This window comes from Actinosynnema sp. NPDC023794, assembly GCF_040639675.1.
GTDB classification, from domain to species: Bacteria; Actinomycetota; Actinomycetes; order Mycobacteriales; family Pseudonocardiaceae; genus Actinosynnema; species Actinosynnema luteola.
Window position 1 is genome coordinate 355,949 of record NZ_JBFAFR010000005.1, and the last position, 19,322, is coordinate 375,270.

Here is a 19,322-nt window from a genome sequence, read left to right on the forward strand (position 1 = left end):
GGCTACGAGGCTCGCGGCACCCCTTTCGCCGCTTCCCGGATCGCCGTGACGACGTCGGGCGTCCGCAGGCCGAGCCCGTCGAGCCAGGTGACCAGCTGCGGGATCGGCACGCGCAGCGAATCGGACATCTCCAGCAGACCGCGGAGGCCGGGTCGGCTCGAGAAGTCGTGATAGTCAGCGTCCTCGTTCAGGAAGTGGTCGAGCACCTGCAAGGCCGAGGAGAACGACAAGCCCCGGGGCAGCCTCGTGGCGGAGACCGGCACACCGCGCGCCACGAGCCGGGTGGCGATCCGGCCGGGACTCGTGTTCACCCTGCTCGCGGCAAGCACCACCTTGGCGAAGGGAAGTTCCATTCCGATCGATTCGGGGAACCAGTCGATGACGCCGTCTTCGTCGAAGAGGGCAACGTCCAGTGCGTCGAACTCCGCCGGCATCCGGAGCGGCACGTCGAAGCCGTAGGCGGCCATGCGGTGGATCGCCCAACCGAGCTCCGACCGGCCGAAGGAGAAGATGTGCCAGTACGGCACCTCGCCACCTGGAACCAGCACCTGCGAGCGATGCGTCTTCACGACCCTGAGATCCGCCAAGAACGCATCGGTCGGGATGGGGGAGACGGCGAATCCCAATGCGGTGAAGCGCTCGACGACCTCAGCAGGAGCGAGACCCGAGGTCTTCGCGAACTCCAGCACGCAACCCGGCGGCACGATCTCCGCACGCGGGAGCCAGGGTGCTTTCCCGTTCTGGTTGACGCTCAACATGGTCGCCAATTCCGGCGCGGGGTGCTCCTGGAGCCCTTCCGCGTCGACCGAGTAGCCCCACGACACCAGCATGGAACGAATCTCCGACACGTCCCGGTCGAGGTCGAGGCTCATCCGGACGACACAACCCGGCGGGATCACTTCGTCGGGCTCCCAGTACCGCACGACTGGTTGCCGGTGGGTGTGCCCATTCTTCAGGTGGTCGTTCTCCACCGCCGCAGTCGCCGCGACGACGACTCCGTCGGACACGTCCACCCCACACCTGCGCCACAGCGCCGCCGCTTCCTCGACGCTGCGCAGATCCCGTCGCGCGGCCCTGACCAGCCCGGTGACGGTGGCGCGTGCCCCCGACCGCACGAGGTAGCCATTCTCATCGCGCAAGACGTGCAGCACGGCGTTGGACACGGGCCCGTCGTCGGCGTCGGACAACTCGACGCAGTCGACCCCGAAACTCCTCAGCTCGGCGAGCAGACCGGCCATGGACAATCGCGCGAACCCGGCGGCCCTCACCAGGGATTCGATCGACACGCCGACCTCGGATTCCCACCACTCCGACTTCCGGACGCCCGCCACCATCGGCTCACGCGACGGCAAAGCGGGACGGACCGCGCCGAAGTGCGCCAGTTCCGGGCACAACCGCACCAGTTCCGAGAACCACCGGCCGGAACCGTGGGCGAGCAGTCGCCAGAGCAGCACGCTGTCGGGCACGCTCCGTGAGTCGCGCGGGACTTGGTAACCCTCGCCCAGCCTGGTCCAATCCGGTCGCAGGTTCATGAGGCTGATGTCGGCGCTCAGGAAACCGGTCTTGCCGACCGGAACTACATCACGTCCGCAGGACAACACTGAGTCGTGCCGCAACACCGCCTCGGTCACCACGTCCGCGAGACGGGGGTTCTGCACGGACAGGTGGTAAAGCCATTCGACGCACAGCAGCGACCGGTCGTGCACCAGCACCGCTTCAGCCGCCTCACGCAGCAAGCCTTCGACCTTGTCGGACAGGTCGCCGAGGACTGTGCTCCGGTCGACCGACAACCGTTCGGGCGCATGCCTCCCGGTCAGGTTCACGACCACACCGGTCACCCTGGGCTTCGTACGCGAGTCGGACAGCACACCCGCGCGGTCGGACGGATTCACGACGAGGCCGTCCACCAGCAGGGCCCCGCCCCGAGCGCACCAAGCGACCGACACGCCCTCCGGCGCACCGGGCCATTCGACGAGGGTGCCCACGACGTCGTACCCCAACGTCTCGGACGTGCGGCCCCGCCGGATCTTGACCTCGCCGGGAGCCCACTCCTGGCGGTGGTCGTCGTGCCGCGCGACCGTGGTGAACTCGGCGATGCCGAGGAGCCGTTCGAGCACGGCGGGCGCCGACCAGCCGGCTTGCACGCCGTCCTTCAGGTACAGCCGGACCGCCGTGCCGGGTCGGTCGCCGCGCGGCGACCGCTCGGTGATCCGGAAGAGGTGCTCCGGGCCGAACATGGTCGTCGTCAGCACGGGTCCCAGGGTGCCGTCCAGACCCATCCGGCAACTCGTCACGCGGACCTCGTCGGCCAGCATGAAGTAGCTCAGCACACCGATCCCGAAGCGGCTGTTGGGGTGGAACCCGACCGGCGGGTCGAGCCGTTGCCACGCGGCCTGCTCCTGCTTGAAGTCCGGCTGCTCGGCGAACCGCGCACCCGCCTTGGAGAAGACCCCGCGGAGTTCGGCATCACCCATGCCGATCCCGTTGTCCCGGCAGTCCACGTACCGCCTGCCGTCCGGGTCCACGCCCTGCTCGATCTCGATCCGGCCGTCGAACGACAGTTCCTCGACCCTGGTGCGGTTCAGGTACTCGACGCGCGCCCGGCGGTGCCGACAGGCGTCCAGGGCGTTCTGGTAGAGCTCCCGCACGGCCAGGTCGCGGTCCTTGTAGAGCGTCTCCCCCATCAGCAGTTCGCGGATGCGCGGGCCGTCCACGCGGAACCCGGCCCACCCCGTGACCGCCGCGTCGACCGGCAGCACGTCATCGGACGACAGGCGCGCGGGCAGGGTCGGCATCGGGTGGGTGATGCGCTCGCGAACCGTGTGGTGAACGGCGTGGAGCAGCTCGTCCGTCCTCGCGACGTGCGTGCGCAGCCCTTCGATGACGGCCGCGTGGTGGCAACGCGCGCTGAGCACGGGCACCTGCTGCGACCCCGTCCAGGACGCCCGGTGCAACGTCGCGCCGAGTTCGGCGAGGTCCACCGCGTCCGGGATGCCCAGGTGCTCGGCGACGACGTCCGGCATCGTGTGCATCTCGACGGAGACGCCGTGGGCCAGGGCGAGCAGCAGGGCGAGCCGCTGCTCCCGGATGCGCTGGTTGCCGGCGCGGCGGACCTGGTCCTCGGCACGCAGCCCGGACAGGTACTCGGGGCTGCACACGCTCGGGCCGCGGCGAAGGCCGTGCAGCAGGGCGCTCACCCGCTCGCTGGTGAACACGGCCGCCAGCTCGACGTCGAAGTCCGCGCACAGCGGCGCGACCCGCCGTTCGTCCGCGAACTCCTGGTGCACCAGCCAGCGGTGGAAGATCCACCAGCCGATCGCGGGCGCGGCGGCCGGGCGCAGGTGTGCCCGGTGCCGGAGCGAGCCGTACCGGTCGGCGAACTCCTCGAACGCCGCGCGCTCGGGACCGGGGTCGACGTCGGCGCCCGGTCGCCAGGGTGAGACCGCGACCAGCCTGGCGGCGGTCTGGAGGTAGTGGACCTGGTAGATGAGCGGCACGAGGACCAGCAGGGCCGCTTCGACGGGGAAGAGGTCGAGATGGGCATCCGGCCCGGGCTCGCCCAGCAGCCAGTCCACGTGCTCGACGAACCGCGTCCCGAAGTCCGGCTCGTGCCACGGGTCGTCGCGCAGCGCGACCGCCGCTTCATCCCTCAGCCGCGAGAGCAGGACGGCCGCGGCGACGACCTGCCCCCGTACCCGGCGGGCGTCGCGGTGGCCGGGCACGTGATCCCAGACGCGCGAGTCGTCGACCAGGCGACCCCAGCCGTCCGGGGCGTCCGGCGCGCTCCCCGGATCGCCGCCGATGGCGATGCCGCCGTACACGGAACCGGCCACTTGGACGACGCTGCTCGCGCTGGTCGCGTTCAGCGAATTGCCGCCGGCGTGCTCGCCCACAGTTGTTCCTCCGCGCCTACCCGGGTCCCCGCGAGTATTTCCGCCCAGGGCGTCGCCGGACTACTAAAAGTGCGGTCCCCGGTGCCGGAAACGGAACAGGGGACACCGGTGGCGGTGTCCCCTGTCGCGTCGGTGCGGCTGGTCAGGCGCCGATCAGGCGAGCGGCGAGGTAGCCCTCGAGCTGGTCCATCGACACGCGCTCCTGCGACATCGTGTCGCGCTCCCGCACCGTCACGGCGTGGTCGGTGAGGGTGTCGAAGTCGACCGTCACGCAGAACGGCGTGCCGATCTCGTCCTGCCTGCGGTAGCGGCGGCCGATGGCGCCCGCGTCGTCGAACTCGATGTTCCAGTGCTTGCGCAGGGCGTTGGCCAGGTCCTTGGCCTTCGGCGACAGGTCGGCGTTGCGCGACAGCGGCAGCACGGCCGCCTTCACCGGCGCCAGCCTGCGGTCCAGGCGCAGCACCACCCGCTTGTCCACGCCGCCCTTGGCGTTCGGCGCCTCGTCCTCGGTGTAGGCCTCCAGCAGGAACGCCATCATCGGCCGGCCGACGCCCGCGGCGGGCTCGATCACGTACGGCCGGTAGCGCGAGTTGGTGGCCTGGTCGAAGTACGACAGGTCGACGCCCGAGTGCTCCGAGTGCGTGTTCAGGTCGAAGTCGGTGCGGTTGGCGATGCCTTCCAGCTCACCCCACTCCTGGCCGCCGAACTGGAACCGGTACTCGATGTCGACGGTGCGCTTCGAGTAGTGCGAGAGCTTTTCCTCGGGGTGCTCGTAGTGGCGCAGGTTCTCCTTGGAGATGCCCAGCTCGTTGTACCAACGCGTGCGCTCGTCGATCCAGTACTGGTGCCATTCCTCGTCCGTGCCCGGCTCGACGAAGAACTCCATCTCCATCTGCTCGAACTCGCGCGTGCGGAAGATGAAGTTGCCCGGCGTGATCTCGTTGCGGAAGCTCTTGCCGATCTGGCCGATGCCGAACGGCGGCTTGCGGCGCGACGTGGTCTGCACGTTCAGGAAGTTCGTGAAGATGCCCTGCGCTGTCTCGGGGCGCAGGTAGTGCAGTCCCTCCTCGGTCTCGACCGGACCGAGGTGGGTCTTGAGCAGGCCGTTGAACATCTTGGGCTCGGTGTACTGGCCGCGGGTGCCGCAGTTCGGGCACGGCACGTCGGAGACGTCGCCCTCCACGACCTGCTTGCCGGTGCGCTCGGCGTACTCCTCGACCAGCGTGTCCTGCCGGAACCGCTTGTGGCACGAGTTGCACTCGATCAGCGGGTCGACGAACGCCTCGACGTGACCGGACGCCGCCCACACCTCGCGCGGCAGGATCACCGACGAGTCGAGGCCGACCACGTCCTCGCGTCCGCGCACCATGAAGTTCCACCACTGGCGCTTGATGTTGTCCTTCAGCTCGACGCCGAGCGGACCGTAGTCCCAGGCCGACCTGGTGCCGCCGTAGATCTCGCCACACGGGTAGACGAACCCGCGACGCTTGCACAGGCTGACGACGGTCTCGATGCGATCGGCTGCCACGGACACTCCATCGGGAGATGCAGAAAGGGACGGAAACGGGCTTGCCAGGGTAGTCCTTGCCGTCGGATCGCCCTCGGGCGACCGGGCCACACCCGTGCGCGCGTTCCGGTGACGGTGGCGTCCCGGCGCGGGACCGGCCTGCTCAGCGCGGAGTCGTCGGACCTGCGGCTTCGCCGAGGCGGACGGTGCCGGCGTCACGCGCCAGCAGGCTCACCTCGCGGCGGACCGCGCCGTCGGCGGCCACCAGCAGCGGTTCGTAGGCGGCCGGTTCGTCGGCGTTCGCCTCCGACAGCAGGGGGATGACGTGCTCGCGCACCTCGAACGGCGACAGCGCCCGCCGGTAGGCCACCACCGAGTCGAACTCGACCGTCAGCACGAAGCGGTCCGCCTCGTCCGTCGACCGCGACAGCTGGGCACGTCGGCAGCCGGGCTGGGCGGTGAGCAGGGCCAACGCCCGGTCGACGCGCTCGGTGAACGCCTCGACCCCGGTTTCCGCCACGGTGAAGCGGCACACGAGCAGCACGGTGCAAGGATGCCACGGTGGCTGGTGACTCGAAGCGGACCCTGATCCCCGGTGCCGGACCGCTCTCGCGGGTGCCCGCGCCGGCGGCGTTCCTGCTGGTCTTGGCGCTGTTCCTGGCGGGCGTGTGGCTGCAGGGCACGGTGGGCGCGCTGCTGCTGGGCCTGCTGGCGCTCGGTGTGGCGGCGCTGCTCGCCACCACGTGGCCCCTGCTGACCCCGAGCGCGCGCGTGTTGAGACTGCTCGTTCTCGCCGTGCTGGTGCTCATCACGGTGTCCGTGCTCTAGCGCCGTAGTATCGGTGGTGAAAATCCATACCACGTGGGAGGCGCCGTGACGGCAGGAGTGCGGGGCGAACACGTGCACTCCCCGGAACGCCGGGTGCCACCACCGGCGCCGCGGCAGCCGACCCGGACCCTGTCCGCGGCCGGCGAGCTGCTGCGGGCGCTCGCCGCGCCGGTGCGGATCGCGATCGTGCTGCAACTGCGCGAGGCGGACCGGTGCGTGCACGAGCTCGTCGAGGCGCTGGGCGTGGCCCAGCCGCTGATCAGCCAGCACCTGCGGGTGCTCAAGGCCGCGGGCGTGGTGCACGGCGAGCGGCACGGCCGCGAGGTCGTCTACCGGCTCGTCGACGAGCACCTCGCGCACATCGTGGTAGACGCGGTGACCCATGTGGATGAGGGGCCGCCGCGTGGTATCAACCAGACCGACCGGACCCCCCGGACGGAGGAGATGTGACCACTAGCGAGCGCCCGACCACCGCGGTGCCCGGGCTGCGCTCGACCAAGCAGCGCACGGCCGTGTCCAAGCTGCTCGACTCTCTAGGCGAGTTCCGCTCGGCCCAGGAGCTGCACGAGGAGCTGCGCAAGCGTGGCGAGGGCATCGGCCTGACCACGGTCTACCGCACGCTGCAGTCGCTGGCCGACGCCGGCGAGGTGGACGTGCTGCGGACCGACTCCGGTGAGGCGATCTACCGCCGCTGCTCCCAGCACCACCATCACCACCTGGTGTGCCGCGGTTGCGGCCGCACGGTGGAGGTCGAGGGCCCGGCGGTGGAGAAGTGGGCCGACCGGATCGCGGCGGAGAACGGGTTCGTCGAGGTCAGCCACACCGTGGAGATCTTCGGCACGTGCCGCGACTGCTGCGATGGCGACCGACCCGAGGCCCAGTCCTCGTAGCCCGGTCCTCCCAGCTCAGCCCTCGTAGGTGTCCTCGGGCGCGGTGATCGGCACGACCTGCGACACCGTGAACGTGGGCACGAACGCGCTCTCCTTGGTCGCCGAGCCGGGCACCACCCGGCCGGTGGCCTCGACCCACTGGTCGGTCGGCAGCGCGGCGAAGTCCTGACCCACCATCTTCGCCTTGACCGGCGAGGCGTCCGCGGCGCAGCACGAGATCGTCAGCCGGGCGATGAACACGTCGGCGTCCTTGCGCACCACGAACCCGGTGAGCTTGACCGTGCGGTCGTCCAGCGAGCCGGAGTCGTCCCACGCGGTGCGGGTGACGAACTCGCTGATGGTGAGCGGGACGACCTCGTCGGACGGCAGCGGCGCGAACCCGCTCGACGCCTTGGCCTCCTGGGCGGCGTTGCGGTCGGACCGGTTGACCGTGTCCGCGCCCAGCGCCGGCGGGCTGATCAGGAACACCGCGAGCACCGGCAGCAACAGCATCCACGGGCTGCGCGACGTGCCGTGCTCGTGCCCCGCGTGCTCGACCCCGCTGGGCTGCGCCTGACCTGCTGGGGACTGGCCGGCGCGGATGTCACGGGCGATCGACACCAGGGCCAGCACCACCATGACGCCGCCGGTCACGACCAGCCACGGCTGCAACGACTCCTTGACGTACCGCAGGTACGTGCCGGTCAGCGCGAGCTTCAGCAGCGCGCCGCCGAGCAGGACCAGCAGGATGTTCTGCGTCTCACGCCTCATGGGTATCCACGCCTCACAGGAACACCGCTCCCGCCGCCAGGGCCGACGCGATCGCCACCACGAACGTAGCGGGTGCGAAGCGCGCCGCGAAGGACTTGCCGAACGCGCCCGCCTGCAGCGCGATGAGCTTGACGTCGACCGCCGGGCCGACCACCAGGAACACCAGCCGGGGCAGCAGCGGCAGCGCCGACATCGAGGCCGCGACGAACGCGTCCGCCTCGCTGCACAGCGCCAGCACCACGGCCAGCAGCGACAGCACCACGACGGCCAGCACGATCTGACCGCCCAGCGTCTCCAGCCAGGCCTGCGGCACCAGGACGTTGAACGCCGCCGCGAACACGCCGCCGAGCACCAGGAACCCGCCCGCGTCGACCAGGTCGTGCCGCGCGGTCTCGGCGAACACCAGCCAGCGCGACGAGCCGTCGTGGTCTGGCAGGCGGCGCAACGCGCGTTCGGCGATCCATTCCGCCTTGCCGAACCGGGTCCACAGCCAGCCCATGACCACGGCGGTGAGCAGCGCCCCGACGAACCGCGCGGGCACCATCATCGGCGCGTTGGGGAACGCCACGGCCGTGGACACGAGCACGATCGGGTTCACGGCGGGCGCCGCGAGCAGGAACGTCAGCGCCACGGCGGGCACCACGCCCTGCTGCATCAGGCGTCGGGAGACGGGCACGGCCGCGCACTCGCAGCCGGGCAGGGCCACCCCGGCGACACCGGCGACGGGCACGGCCAGCGCGGTTCTCGTCGGCAACGCCCGGCGCAGCACGGTGGCCGGGATGAACGCCGCGATCGCGCCGCTGATCAGCACACCGAGGACGAGGAACGGCAGCGCCTGCACGCACACCGCGACGAACACCGTCGACGCGGTGCGCAGCACCGGCACGTCGAGCACGCCGACCAGCCAGTCCTGCAACAGCAGCGCCGCCACGAGCAGCACGCAGAGCACTTCCAGCGAGGTGATCTTCCAGCGCGGCGGCGGACGGCGCGGTCCCGCACCCCGGATCTCGCCAGTGATTGTCACTTCCGAGATGATGCCAGAACTACCGCCCGCGGCTCACCCACCTACGGCGGGTCTTCAGCCGCCGGCCACGTGACCGCCACGGGCGGTAGGTTCGCCTCGTGGACTGGCACGGGTGGCACGCCGACTACGACCGTCCGGACTCCGCGCTCGCGCGGCGGCTGCGTGCCGTCCAAGCGCAGGTCAGGGCCGCGTTGGACGACAGCCCGCCCGGGCCGCTGCGCGTGGTCTGCCCGTGCGCCGGCCAGGGACGCGACCTGCTGGGAGTGCTCGCCGACCACCCCCGGCGGCACGACGTCCGCGCGCGCCTGGTCGAGCTGGACCCGCGGAACGCGGCGATCGCCGAGGCGACGGCGAGGGCGGCCGGGCTGACCGGGGTGGAGGTGCTGACGGCCGACGCCTCGCTCACCGACCACTACCGCGACCTCGCGCCGGCGGACCTCGTGCTGGTCTGCGGCGTGTTCGGCAACATCACCGACGAGGACATCGAGCGGACCGTCGACCACTGCGCCCAGCTGTGCCGGACGGGCGGGACCGTCATCTGGACCCGCCACCGCGGCGCGCCGGACCGCGTGCCGCTGATCTGCGAGTGGTTCGAGGAGCGCGGCTTCGACCGCCGTTGGCTGTCCGCCCCGGACGCGGGCTTCGGCGTCGGCGCACACCGCTTCCAGGGCGAGCCGCGACCGTTGGCCGCGGGCGCGCGCATGTTCACGTTCGTCGGGTACGAGGAGCTCGAGCGGGCTCAGCGGTTGACGTAGGTGCCCCGCCGCGGTGCGGTCGACGCTCGATCGGGCCGACCACACCGGTTCGGTCACACAGCGTTACGCGGGGTCCTCTTCCTCACGCAGCTCGGCGATCGTCGCCAGCACGTCCACCGCCTCGGTGACCGGGAGCAGCGGCTCGACCACGGCGGTCACGCCGCGGCTCGCGGCCAGCACTTCCTCGGCCAGCCGCACGGCGTCGTCACGCTCGTAGGGCCCGCACACGAACGAGGCCCACTCCTCCCCCGCCGACGCCTCGAACGTGATGGCCCACGGCAGGCCCTCCACGTCCGTGTCGTCGTCGGGCTCGTACACGATCACCCCGGCCATCAGGCACCGTCCCCGGTTCCGGCCAGCAGCTCGTTGCGCAGCTGCGAGGCAGTGGACACGACCAGCATCAGCAGCGTGCTCAACGGCTCCGGCTTCAGCCCTTCGGCCGGGAACGCGTAGCGCAACGTCACGTCCATCCCCCGCTCGGTGTTCACCACGCCGAGGGTGCCGAACAGGCCCTGACCGGCGCGTTCCGCGGCGGACACGGCCAGGCTGGGGTCGTTCGGCAGGTCCCACGCCACCACGCAGGTCAGGCTGAGCACGGTCAGGCCGTCGGCCAGCCGCATCGCCTGCACCGCGCACGGCACCTCCGCGTGCTGGAAGCTCAGCGCGCCGTCGTCGTCGACGTGCACCTCGTGGAACATCTCCAACGCCTCACGGGCCGCGGTGAGCAGCTCCGCGGTCACCTTGGCGTCCTCGTCGGTCACTTAAGAATCCTCCACGTCGGGCTTGTCAACGGCACCGCCGAAGCGCCGGTCGCGCATGGCGTACGCCTCGCAGGCGCGCCACAGGTCGAGCCGGTCGAAATCCGGCCACAGGATGTCCTGGAACACCAGCTCCGCGTACGCCGACTGCCACAGCAGGAAGTTCGACGTGCGCTGCTCGCCCGACGGCCGGATGAACAGGTCCACGTCCGGCATGTCGGGCTGGTACATGTGCTTGGCGAGGGTCCGCTCGTCGACCTTCTCCGGGTTGATCTTGCCCGCCGCGGCCAGCCGGGCGATCTCCCGCGCCGCGTCGCCGACCTCGGCCCGTCCGCCGTAGTTGATGCACATCGCCAGGTTCAGCACGTCGTTGTCCTTCGTGCGCTCCTCGGCGACCTCGAGCTCCTTGATGACGCTGCGCCACAGCCTGGGCCGGCGGCCCGCCCACCGCACCCGCACGCCGAGCTCGTCCAGCTCGTCGGTGCGGTGGTGGATCACGTCGCGGCTGAAGCCCATGAGGAAGCGGACCTCCTCCGGGCTGCGCCGCCAGTTCTCGGTGGAGAACGCGTACAGCGACAGCCACTTCACGCCCATCTCGATCGCGCCCTTGGCCGCCTCCACCACGACGGCCTCGCCGCGCTTGTGCCCCTCGATCCGGGACAGGCCGCGCTGGTTGGCCCAGCGGCCGTTGCCGTCCATCACGATCGCGATGTGCTTCGGCACGAGGTCGGCGGGCAGCACGGGCGGTGTGGCGCCGGTGGGGTGCGGTTCCGGGGGTCGGGGAACGCGCTGGACGCGCTCAACCCGCCGTCGGCGGAGCATGGCTGTCCTCTCGGGGGTGTGCTGCGGAGGGGTTTCTCATGCGGCAGGCGACTCTAACCGTCGGTCGGCTGCGCCTTTCTCTCGACCAACGGCAGCGACCGCAACTGCCGCTCCAGGTGCCACTGCAGGTGCGCGGCCACCAGGCCGCTCGCGTCGCGGCGGGCGCCGGCGGGTATGCCGTCCACCTCGTCCCACCGGCCGTGCAGCAGCGCCGCGAGCAGGCGCAACGTGTCGGTGGACGGCGTCGCGCTGCCCGGCGGGCGGCACCGCGGGCACACCATGCCGCCCGCGTGCACGTTGAACGCCTTGTGCGGGCCGGGGTCGGCGCAGCGGGCGCACTCGTCGACCGCAGGCGCCCAGCCCGCGAACGCCATCGCGCGCATCAGGTAGGCGTCGAGGATGAGCGAGGCGTCCCGCTCCTTGGCCGCCAGCGCCCGCAACGCGCCCGCGACCAGCAGGTACAGCCGCAGGACGGGTTCGCCCTCCTCGGACGTGAGCCGGTCGGCGGTCTCCAGCACCGCGCACGCCGCCGTGTAGCGCTGGTAGTCGTCCACCAGCACCACGCCGAACGCGTCCAGCGTCTCCACCTGCGTGATCACGTCCAGCGACCGGCCGGGGTAGAACTGCACGTCGACGTGCCCGAACGGCTCCAGCCGCGCGCCGAACCGCGACGACGTGCGCCGCACGCCCTTGGCCACCGCGCGCAGCTTGCCGTGCTTCTGGGTGAGCAGCGTGATGATCCGGTCGGCCTCGCCGAGCTTCTGCACCCGCAGGACCACACCGGTGTCGCGGTAGAGGTTCGCCACCTTGCCAGTCCCTAGAAACCCAGTCTGCGCAGCTGCTTCGGGTCGCGCTGCCAGTCCTTGGCGATCTTGATGTGCAGGTCGAGGTACACGCGGGTGCCGAGCAGCTTCTCGATGTGCCTGCGCGACGTGATGCCGACCTGCTTGAGGCGCTCGCCCCGGTGCCCCAGGATGATCGCCTTCTGGCTCGGCCGCTCCACGAACACGTTGGCGTGGATGTCCACCAGGTCGTCGCGCCCCTCGCGGGGCAGCATCTCCTCGACCACCACCGCGATCGAGTGCGGCAGCTCGTCCCGCACGCCCTCCAGCGCGGCCTCCCGGATCAGCTCGGCGACCAGGGTCAGCTCCGGCTCGTCGGTCAGCTCGCCGTCCGGGTACAGCGGCGGCCCCTCGGGGAGCTTGCCCAGCACCAGGTCGGCCAGGGCGTCGACCTGGTAGCCGTTCACCGCGGACACCGGGATCAGGTCGGCGAAGTCCATCACCTTCTGCAGCGCGAGCAGCTGCTCGGCCACCTGCTGCTGGCCGACCAGGTCGGTCTTGGTGACGATGCCGATGACCGGGGTGCGCTTGGCGATCTTCTCCAGCTCGGCGGCGATGAACTTGTCGCCGGGGCCGACCTTCTGGTCGGCGGGCACGCAGAACCCGACCACGTCCACCTCGCTCCACGTCTCCCGCACCAGGTCGTTGAGGCGCTGGCCGAGGAGCGTGCGCGGGCGGTGCAGGCCGGGGGTGTCCACGAGGACCAGCTGACCGTCCTCGCGGTGCACGATGCCCCGGATGGTGTGCCGGGTGGTCTGCGGTTTGCTCGACGTGATCGCGACCTTGGTCCCGACCAGCGCGTTGGTCAACGTCGACTTGCCTGCGTTGGGGCGGCCGACGAAGCACGCGAACCCGGAACGGTAGCCATCCATCCGTCCATTGTCCCCGGTCACCTCGGATCCACCGCGCGGGTGGGGTGGTGCGCACGCCCAAGGCGAAAAGATGTGACCTACGGCACTAGTGCCAACGGGCTAACGAGCAGAGCCTGATGGGGCAATCGTCACCTCGACGAGGAGGTTGAGATGTCAAGGGACGACCTCGCACGCCTGGAAGAGGCGTGCGTCAAAGCCTGGGACCAGCACGACGCGGACGGCTTCGCGAGCTTGCTGACCGAGGACTGCGTGGTGACCGACGACATGGAGCCGAAGCCCCTGCGCTCGCGTGATGCCGCACGCCGGTACGCCGAGTCGTGGTTCACCGCGTTCCCCGACATGCGGGTCCAGGAGAAGAACCGGGTGATCGGCGACGACGGCATGGCCGTCGAGCTGGAGCTGAGGGGGACCAACACCGGGCCGCTCGACATGGGCGGGACCCGGCTGGCGCCGACCGGACGCAAGGTCGCCGCGGGCGTGAACGTCTTCATGAAGGCCCGCGGCGGCAAGATCCGAGAGATCCACAGCCACTCCGACAACCTCACCATGATGAGCCAGCTCGGCCTCGCGGGTTCGTCCGCACCGGCCTGACCGTCGCAGAGGAGGAAACATGACGACGAAGGAAGAGCTCGCACGCCTGGACGACGCGGGCATCGCGTCGTGGGACCGCCACGACGCGGACGCGTTCCTCAGCCTGTTCGCGGACGAGTTCGAGTGGGTGGACGACACCCAGCCGGCGCCGATGCGCAACCGCGAGGAGGCGCGCCGCTACGCCGAGTCGTGGTTCACCGCGTTCCCGGACATGCACATGCGGGAGATCAACCGGGTCATCGGGGACGACTCGATCGCCTCGGAAGTCGAGTTCACCGGCACGAACCGGGGCCCGCTGACCGTCGGCGACCAGCGCATGCCCCCGACCGGCAAGAAGGTCTCGACCCGCGCCACGGTGTTCATCCGGACGGAGCACGGCAAGATCAGGGAGTTCCACACCCACCCGGACTCGCTGGGGCTGATGGCCCAGCTCGGAGCCCCGGACGGCCCCGCGCGCGAGGAGGCCGGCATGACCACGGCGGACCTCGCCCGCCTGGACGACCAGCAGAACGACGCGTTCAACCGGGGCGATATCGACGCCTTCGTCGACGCGCTGGCGGACGACTTCGTGTGGATCGACGACGCCGAGCCGGAGCCGATCCGCGACCGGGACGCGGCGCGCAGGCTCGTCCAGGGGTGGCGGACCGCGTTCCCGGACGTGCGGCTGCGCGTGACCAACCGGGTCATCGGCGACAACGCGGTGGCCGGTGAGCTGGAAATCCGCGGCACCAACACCGGTGAGCTGGACCTCGGTGGCGGCCGGCGCGTTCCGCCGACCGGGCGTGAGTGCTCCGTCCGGGGCTCCTTCTTCTTCAAGGGCCGGAACGGCAAGATCACCGAGTTCCACACGTACAGCGACAACCTGGGCATGCTGGCGCAGCTCGGCCTGGCCGGCCCACCGGCCTGACCCACGCCGGTCGCGCCGCGCGGTTCGTTCCCGGCGACCACGTTCCTCCGCCTGGGGACGGACCGTCCGGCGTACCGGGCGCTCGCGTCGACCATCTCGGCGTACTCCACCCACACCGGCCGCGCGGGCGTGCTGCTCCAAGAGCGCCTACACGGTCTCCTGCACGGCGCCGGACGCGTCGGCGCGCAGCACCGGCGCGCCGGCGGTCAGGTCGCGCACGGCCGCGACGGAGTCGGCGTCCACGTCCGCCGAGGCGGTGACGACGGCTGCCGCCTCCAGGCCCTCGGCGCCGCTCGACACCGCCGCCGCGACAGCCGCCTGGAGGGCGGTGAGCTTGAGCGACGGCAGCGCGACCGTGGTGGCCGCGTAGGTCCGGCCGTCCGTGTCACGCACCGCCGCGCCCTCCGCCGCACCCGTGCGGGCCCGCGCCGAGCGCGCCAGCGTGACGATCTTCTGGTCCTCGGGGTCGAGGTCACTCACCGGTGGTCCCCTCGCTGTCGTCGCCGTTGTGCACCGGGCGCACCAGCACCGTCGTGATGCGCATCCGCCCGCGTTCGTCCTTGCCGCCCTCGGCCCGCATCCGCAGGCCCGCGATCTCCGCTTCCGTGCCCGGCAGCGGCACGCGGCCCAGGCGCTGCGCCAGCAGGCCGCCGACGGTCTCCACCTCGTGGTCGTCCAGCTCCGTGCCGAACAACGCGTCCAGGTCGTCCACCGGCAACCGCGCGCTGACCCGCACCGAACCGTCGGTCAGGTGCTCCACCGGCGGCCGGTCGTCGGTGTCGGACTCGTCGGTGATCTCGCCGACGATCTCCTCCAGGATGTCCTCGATGGTGAGCAGGCCGGCCGTGCCGCCGTACTCGTCCACCACGACCGCCAGGTGGTTGCGCGACAGCTGCATCTCCCGCAGCAGGTCCGCGATCGGCTTCGAGTCCGGGATGAACGACGCCGGCTTCATCACGTCCGCCACCGCCGTGCCGTTCGGCTCCTCGGCCAACGTCAGCCGCACCAGGTCCTTGAGGTTCACCACGCCGACGATGTCGTCCACGCTCTCCCCGATCACCGGCACCCGCGTGTACCCGGTGCGCAGCGACAGGGCCAGCGCCTGGCGGATCGACTTGGCCTGCTCGATCCACACGATCTCGGTGCGCGGCACCATCACCTCGCGCGCGATCGTGTCGCCCAGCTCGAAGACCGAGTGGATCATCTCCCGCTCGCCCTCGTCCACGACGCCGCGCTCCTGCGCCATGTCCACCAGCTCGCGCAGCTCGACCTCGGAGGAGAACGGGCCCTCGCGGAAACCCTTGCCCGGCGTGATCGCGTTGCCGACCAGGATCAGCAGCTTGCTCAACGGCCCCAGCACGCGGCCGAGCACCCGGATCGGGCCCGCCGCGAGCAGGCTCACCGCGTACGGGTGCTGCCTGCCGAGCGTTCGCGGACCCACGCCGACCAGCACGTACGACACCACGAGCATGCTCAGCCCGGCGACCAGCATGGCCACCCAGTCGGTGGCGATGAGGCCGAGGCACACCACGGTCACCAGCACCGTCGCCGCCAGCTCGCAGCCCAGGCGCAGCAACAGCAGCAGGTTCACGTGCCGCGGCCGGTCGGCCAGCAGCTGGATCAAGTGCCCCGTGCCCGCCCGGCCCTGCCGCTGCAACGCCTCGACGCGTGCCCGCGACACCGTGCCCAGCGCCGCGTCGACGCCCGCGAACGCGCCCGCCGACAACACCAACACCACGGCCAGCACCAGCAAGCCGGCGGAACTGCCCATCACCTCGGCCGCCTCAGGCTGTCGGCTCGGGCCGGTCCGCGTCCTCCAGGCCGACCGCCCCGAGGAGCTTCGAGTCGGCCTCGCGCTGCGCCGACTTGCGCTCCGCCTCGGCCGCCGCCGTGCGGAAGTCGCCCAGGATGCGGTTCTGCAACGTGAACATCTCCCGCTCCTCGGCCGGCTCCGCGTGGTCGTAGCCGAGCAGGTGCAGCACACCGTGCACGGTCAGCAGGTGCAGCTCGTCCAGCAGGCTGTGGCCCGCCTTCTTGGCCTGGTCCTTGGCGAAGTCCGGGCACAGCACGATGTCGCCGAGCAGCGCCGGCCCGAGACCCGCCGCGTCCGGTCGGCGGGCCGAGTCCAGCTCGTCCATCGGGAACGCCATCACGTCCGTCGGCCCGGGCAGGTCCATCCAGCGCTGGTGCAGGTCCGCCATCACGTCCAGCTCGACCAGCAGGACGGACAACTCGGCCAACGGGCTGACGCCCATCCGGTCCAGGGCGAACCGGGCGGCGGCGACGATGGACGGCTCGTCCACGTTCACGCCCGACTCGTTCGCGATCTCGATGCTCACGGCGCCTATCGTCCCCGGCGTTGCCCGCGCGACCGCGCACCGGGTCCGGCGTGGTGCTGGTGCCGGTCGGCCGCGTCGCCTTCGTCCTGCTCGACCTGCCACTTCTCGTAGGCGTCCACGATGTCCGCGACCAGCCGGTGGCGGACCACGTCGTTGCTGGTCAGGATGGAGAAGTGGACGTCGTCCACGCCTTCGAGGATGTCCTTGACGACCTTCAGGCCGCTGCGCTGACCGCCGGGCAGGTCGATCTGCGTGATGTCACCGGTCACCACGATCTTCGAGCCGAAGCCCAATCGGGTGAGGAACATCTTCATCTGCTCGGGCGTGGTGTTCTGCGCCTCGTCCAAGATGATGAACGCATCATTGAGGGTTCTACCGCGCATATAAGCCAGTGGGGCGACCTCGATCGTGCCCGCCTGGGTCAGGCGGGGGATCGACTCGGGGTCGACCATGTCGTGCAGCGCGTCGTACAGGGGGCGCAGGTACGGGTCGATCTTCTCGTACAGCGTGCCGGGCAGGTAGCCCAGCCGCTCGCCCGCCTCGACCGCCGGGCGGGTCAGGATGATCCGGTTGACCTGCTTGGCCTGCAGCGCCTGCACGGCCTTCGCCATGGCCAGGTAGGTCTTGCCCGTGCCGGCGGGACCGATGCCGAACACCACGGTGTTCTGGTCGATCGCGTCCACGTAGTGCTTCTGGTTCAGCGTCTTGGGCCGGATGGTGCGGCCACGCCGGGAGATGATGTCGAGGCTCAGCACCTCGGCCGGCGACTCGGCGGTGCCGGCGGACAGCATCGCGACCGTGCGGCGGACCGTGTCCTGGCCGATCTGCTGACCGCGGCTGGCGAGCGTGACCAGTTCGGCGAACACGCGTTCGGCGAACGCCACGTCGGCGGGCTGACCGGAGAGCGTGATCTCGTTGCCGCGCACGTGCACGTCGGCGACCAGCAGTTCCTCGGCGAGCCGGAGGTTCTCGTCACGCGACCCGAGCAGGGCGAGCACCGCGCCGTCGGGCACGGCGAACTTGGACTGGGCGTCGGCCGCGGTCGGGGCTGCCTGCGGCGTGTTGTCGTCGGTACCGGCCACGTGGCCTCGGGCCCTCTTCCTGCGCGTTCGCGCCGTGCTCGAATGAACTCGACCTACCGCTCCCGATGCTAGCCGCCACCACCGACACTCCGCACCGGAGTAAGAAACGGGTTGGACACGGCGGGTGTACTCGGGGACGTGACGAAGTTGCGCGTGCTCACCCCGGACGATCTGCCGGCCTGCGTTCGCCTCGCGTCGGACCGGGGGTGGCCCGAGGAGCCGGAGAAGTGGGCGTTCCTGCTGCGGGTCGGCACCGGATTCGGGCTGTTCGACGGTGATGAGCTGGTCGGCACCGCCATCGTCACCCGATTCGGTGACGAGCACGCGGCGGTCAGCATGGTGCTCGTGGCGTCGGGCCACGGCGGTCGCGGGCTCGGGCGGAGGGTGGTGGAGCACGCGCTGGAGTTCGCGGGCACGCCGGTGGTGTCGTTGCACGCGACTTCGTACGGCAAGCCGCTGTACGAGAAGTTGGGGTTCCGGTCGGTGGGCCTGGTGACGGCGCACGTCGGCGCGTTCGGCGGGACGGCTGCGGGCACGTCGCGGCCGGTGGAGGAGGCGGACCGGGCGAAGCTGGTGGCGGTCGACGCCGAGGTGTTCGGCGCCGACCGGTCGGCGGTGTGGCACGAGCTGTTCAGGTTCGCGTCGCAGGTCAGGGTGGCCGATGACGGGTTCGTGGCGGCGTGGCGCAACGGGCCGTTGACGATGGTGGGTCCGGTCGTGGCGCCCTCGGCGGCGCGTGCGGCGGAGTTGGTCGCGGACGTGGCGGCGGGTGCGACGGCACGGGTGGACGTGCGGGACCCGGCTTTGGGCGCGTGGCTGGAGGCGCACGGGGTGCTGCCGCGGTTCACCGCGGACCTGATGGTGCGCGGCGCGTTCAGCGGTGACCGCGCGCGCCTCTACGCGCCGGTGATGCAGGCCCTGGGTTAGGGCTCCGGCTCCCGGGCTCAGGCGAGCGGGCCGAGCCGCCGTCCGCCGAGGACGTGCAGGTGGGCGTGGAAGACGGTCTGGCCGGCGTCCGCGCCGGTGTTGAACAGCAGCCGGTAGCCGCTGCCGGCGACGCCCTCGGCCTTCGCCACCTCGCCGGCGGCCAGGAACAGGTCGTCCAGCACCGTGGGCGCGGCGGCGGCCAGGGCCACGGCGTCGGCGGCGTGCACCTTCGGCACCAGCACGACGTGCGTCGGCGCTTGGGGCGCGATGTCGCGGAACGCCAGCGTGGTGTCGGTCTCGTGCACCACGGTCGCCGGGATCTCGCGGGCGACGATGCGGCAGAACAGGCAGTCGGACATGGCTCCGGAGGCTACCGACCCGGGCCGGCCACGCCGTCCTGAGCGTTCAACTCGGGGTACCTGAGCGTTCGACACGGTGGTCCTGAGCGTTCGACACGCGGGACCCGGACGTTGGGCACACGCGCGTGTGGGTCCCTGCGGTGCCCCGGGGGGGGGTGGGAAGTGCAAAACTCTGT

The 19,322-nt window shown here is 71.0% G+C and carries 22 protein-coding genes; 7 read left to right on the forward strand and 15 right to left on the reverse strand.

All coding sequences use genetic code 11. The features are described 5' to 3' along the window. Positions 1 to 2: 2 nt before the first annotated feature. From AB0H12_RS15405 to AB0H12_RS15415, 3 genes are all read right to left on the reverse strand, one after another. Positions 3 to 3,893 (reverse strand): HD domain-containing protein, encoded by a 3,891-nt coding sequence (locus AB0H12_RS15405; protein ID WP_499623524.1) that lies wholly within the window; start codon positions 3,891 to 3,893, stop codon positions 3 to 5. A gap of 142 nt (positions 3,894 to 4,035) precedes the next feature. Further along, positions 4,036 to 5,421, reverse strand: coding sequence for a glycine--tRNA ligase (locus AB0H12_RS15410; protein ID WP_499623525.1), 1,386 nt, complete (start codon positions 5,419 to 5,421; stop codon positions 4,036 to 4,038). Positions 5,422 to 5,563: 142 nt separating this feature from the next. Further along, entirely contained in the window at positions 5,564 to 5,944 is a 381-nt protein-coding gene (locus AB0H12_RS15415) for an antibiotic biosynthesis monooxygenase family protein (RefSeq protein ID WP_499623526.1), read from the reverse strand. A gap of 17 nt (positions 5,945 to 5,961) precedes the next feature. On the opposite strand from AB0H12_RS15415, the gene AB0H12_RS15420 reads away from it, so the two are divergent. Genes AB0H12_RS15420 through AB0H12_RS15430 form a run of 3 tightly spaced genes read left to right on the forward strand, consistent with a single transcriptional unit; the run spans position 5,962 to position 7,118 of the window. Beyond that, positions 5,962 to 6,228, forward strand: coding sequence for a DUF6703 family protein (locus tag AB0H12_RS15420; RefSeq protein ID WP_499623527.1), 267 nt, complete (start codon positions 5,962 to 5,964; stop codon positions 6,226 to 6,228). A gap of 45 nt (positions 6,229 to 6,273) precedes the next feature. Then, positions 6,274 to 6,678, forward strand: a complete 405-nt coding sequence (locus AB0H12_RS15425; RefSeq protein WP_372470458.1) for an ArsR/SmtB family transcription factor — start codon at positions 6,274 to 6,276, stop codon at positions 6,676 to 6,678. Further along, positions 6,675 to 7,118: a Fur family transcriptional regulator gene (locus tag AB0H12_RS15430; RefSeq protein WP_499623528.1), complete on the forward strand. Its 444-nt coding sequence runs from the start codon at positions 6,675 to 6,677 to the stop codon at positions 7,116 to 7,118. Before AB0H12_RS15425 ends, AB0H12_RS15430 begins: the two co-directional genes overlap by 4 nt. 15 nt (positions 7,119 to 7,133) lie before the next feature. Here AB0H12_RS15430 and AB0H12_RS15435 read toward each other — a convergent pair whose 3' ends face one another. Together AB0H12_RS15435 and AB0H12_RS15440 are read right to left on the reverse strand one after the other, a co-directional pair. Beyond that, on the reverse strand, positions 7,134 to 7,868 hold the full coding sequence (locus AB0H12_RS15435; protein WP_499623529.1) for a TIGR03943 family putative permease subunit: 735 nt from the start codon (positions 7,866 to 7,868) through the stop codon (positions 7,134 to 7,136). 13 nt (positions 7,869 to 7,881) lie between these two features. Next, a complete protein-coding gene (locus tag AB0H12_RS15440; RefSeq protein WP_499623530.1) occupies positions 7,882 to 8,892 on the reverse strand; it encodes a permease in 1,011 nt (336 codons plus the stop codon). Between the two features lie 98 nt (positions 8,893 to 8,990). Here AB0H12_RS15440 and AB0H12_RS15445 point away from each other — a divergent pair, with 98 nt between their 5' ends. Continuing rightward, complete coding sequence (locus tag AB0H12_RS15445) at positions 8,991 to 9,647, forward strand: class I SAM-dependent methyltransferase (RefSeq protein ID WP_499623531.1); 657 nt, start codon at positions 8,991 to 8,993, stop codon at positions 9,645 to 9,647. 63 nt (positions 9,648 to 9,710) lie between these two features. On the opposite strand, the gene AB0H12_RS15450 is transcribed toward AB0H12_RS15445, so the two are convergent. Genes AB0H12_RS15450 through era form a run of 5 tightly spaced genes read right to left on the reverse strand, consistent with a single transcriptional unit; the run spans position 9,711 to position 12,941 of the window. Beyond that, the gene (locus tag AB0H12_RS15450; RefSeq protein WP_499623532.1) at positions 9,711 to 9,980 is read right to left on the reverse strand and encodes a hypothetical protein; all 270 of its coding nucleotides are present in this window, start codon (positions 9,978 to 9,980) and stop codon (positions 9,711 to 9,713) included. Beyond that, the gene (locus AB0H12_RS15455) at positions 9,980 to 10,408 is read right to left on the reverse strand and encodes a YbjN domain-containing protein (RefSeq protein ID WP_230566865.1); all 429 of its coding nucleotides are present in this window, start codon (positions 10,406 to 10,408) and stop codon (positions 9,980 to 9,982) included. The genes AB0H12_RS15450 and AB0H12_RS15455 overlap by 1 nt, the downstream gene beginning before the upstream one ends. Continuing rightward, entirely contained in the window at positions 10,409 to 11,227 is an 819-nt protein-coding gene (locus tag AB0H12_RS15460; protein ID WP_499623533.1) for an isoprenyl transferase, read from the reverse strand. It lies immediately after the preceding gene. 53 nt (positions 11,228 to 11,280) lie between these two features. Next, positions 11,281 to 12,033, reverse strand: coding sequence for a DNA repair protein RecO (recO, locus tag AB0H12_RS15465; RefSeq protein WP_499623534.1), 753 nt, complete (start codon positions 12,031 to 12,033; stop codon positions 11,281 to 11,283). 11 nt (positions 12,034 to 12,044) lie between these two features. After that, positions 12,045 to 12,941, reverse strand: a complete 897-nt coding sequence (gene era, locus AB0H12_RS15470) for a GTPase Era (RefSeq protein WP_230566868.1) — start codon at positions 12,939 to 12,941, stop codon at positions 12,045 to 12,047. A gap of 150 nt (positions 12,942 to 13,091) precedes the next feature. On the opposite strand from era, the gene AB0H12_RS15475 reads away from it, so the two are divergent. Continuing rightward, on the forward strand, positions 13,092 to 13,532 hold the full coding sequence (locus tag AB0H12_RS15475; protein ID WP_499623535.1) for an ester cyclase: 441 nt from the start codon (positions 13,092 to 13,094) through the stop codon (positions 13,530 to 13,532). 19 nt (positions 13,533 to 13,551) lie between these two features. Beyond that, complete coding sequence (locus AB0H12_RS15480; RefSeq protein ID WP_499623536.1) at positions 13,552 to 14,439, forward strand: ester cyclase; 888 nt, start codon at positions 13,552 to 13,554, stop codon at positions 14,437 to 14,439. Positions 14,440 to 14,586: 147 nt separating this feature from the next. Here the strand turns inward: AB0H12_RS15480 and AB0H12_RS15485 are convergent, their stop codons facing one another. From AB0H12_RS15485 to AB0H12_RS15500, 4 genes are read right to left on the reverse strand one after another with little or no spacing between them, the layout of a single operon-like run. Then, the gene (locus AB0H12_RS15485) at positions 14,587 to 14,919 is read right to left on the reverse strand and encodes a cytidine deaminase-like protein (RefSeq protein WP_230572909.1); all 333 of its coding nucleotides are present in this window, start codon (positions 14,917 to 14,919) and stop codon (positions 14,587 to 14,589) included. Next, positions 14,912 to 16,210 (reverse strand): hemolysin family protein, encoded by a 1,299-nt coding sequence (locus AB0H12_RS15490; protein WP_499623537.1) that lies wholly within the window; start codon positions 16,208 to 16,210, stop codon positions 14,912 to 14,914. Before AB0H12_RS15490 ends, AB0H12_RS15485 begins: the two co-directional genes overlap by 8 nt. Before the next feature lie 13 nt (positions 16,211 to 16,223). After that, positions 16,224 to 16,778 (reverse strand): rRNA maturation RNase YbeY, encoded by a 555-nt coding sequence (gene ybeY, locus AB0H12_RS15495; RefSeq protein ID WP_123743568.1) that lies wholly within the window; start codon positions 16,776 to 16,778, stop codon positions 16,224 to 16,226. A 5-nt stretch (positions 16,779 to 16,783) separates the two neighbouring features. Beyond that, positions 16,784 to 17,860, reverse strand: coding sequence for a PhoH family protein (locus AB0H12_RS15500; protein ID WP_230572911.1), 1,077 nt, complete (start codon positions 17,858 to 17,860; stop codon positions 16,784 to 16,786). A gap of 138 nt (positions 17,861 to 17,998) precedes the next feature. Between AB0H12_RS15500 and AB0H12_RS15505 the strand changes: the two genes are divergently transcribed. Further along, positions 17,999 to 18,787 carry a GNAT family N-acetyltransferase gene (locus AB0H12_RS15505; protein WP_499623538.1) on the forward strand — a complete coding sequence of 263 codons (789 nt, stop codon included), beginning with the start codon at positions 17,999 to 18,001 and terminating at the stop codon, positions 18,785 to 18,787. A gap of 17 nt (positions 18,788 to 18,804) precedes the next feature. On the opposite strand, the gene AB0H12_RS15510 is transcribed toward AB0H12_RS15505, so the two are convergent. Beyond that, positions 18,805 to 19,146 (reverse strand): histidine triad nucleotide-binding protein, encoded by a 342-nt coding sequence (locus AB0H12_RS15510; RefSeq protein WP_499623540.1) that lies wholly within the window; start codon positions 19,144 to 19,146, stop codon positions 18,805 to 18,807. Positions 19,147 to 19,322 lie beyond the last annotated feature (176 nt).

Bases quoted from the DNA above. Each gene is read 5' to 3' on its own strand.
- AB0H12_RS15450 (WP_499623532.1), bottom strand. From the start codon at position 9,980: ATGGCCGGGGTGATCGTGTACGAGCCCGACGACGACACGGACGTGGAG.
- era (WP_230566868.1), bottom strand. From the start codon at position 12,941: ATGGATGGCTACCGTTCCGGGTTCGCGTGCTTCGTCGGCCGCCCCAAC.
- AB0H12_RS15510 (WP_499623540.1), bottom strand. From the start codon at position 19,146: ATGTCCGACTGCCTGTTCTGCCGCATCGTCGCCCGCGAGATCCCGGCG.
- AB0H12_RS15460 (WP_499623533.1), bottom strand. From the start codon at position 11,227: ATGCTCCGCCGACGGCGGGTTGAGCGCGTCCAGCGCGTTCCCCGACCC.
- AB0H12_RS15435 (WP_499623529.1), bottom strand. From the start codon at position 7,868: ATGAGGCGTGAGACGCAGAACATCCTGCTGGTCCTGCTCGGCGGCGCG.
- AB0H12_RS15475 (WP_499623535.1), top strand. From the start codon at position 13,092: ATGTCAAGGGACGACCTCGCACGCCTGGAAGAGGCGTGCGTCAAAGCC.
- AB0H12_RS15490 (WP_499623537.1), bottom strand. From the start codon at position 16,210: ATGGGCAGTTCCGCCGGCTTGCTGGTGCTGGCCGTGGTGTTGGTGTTG.
- AB0H12_RS15480 (WP_499623536.1), top strand. From the start codon at position 13,552: ATGACGACGAAGGAAGAGCTCGCACGCCTGGACGACGCGGGCATCGCG.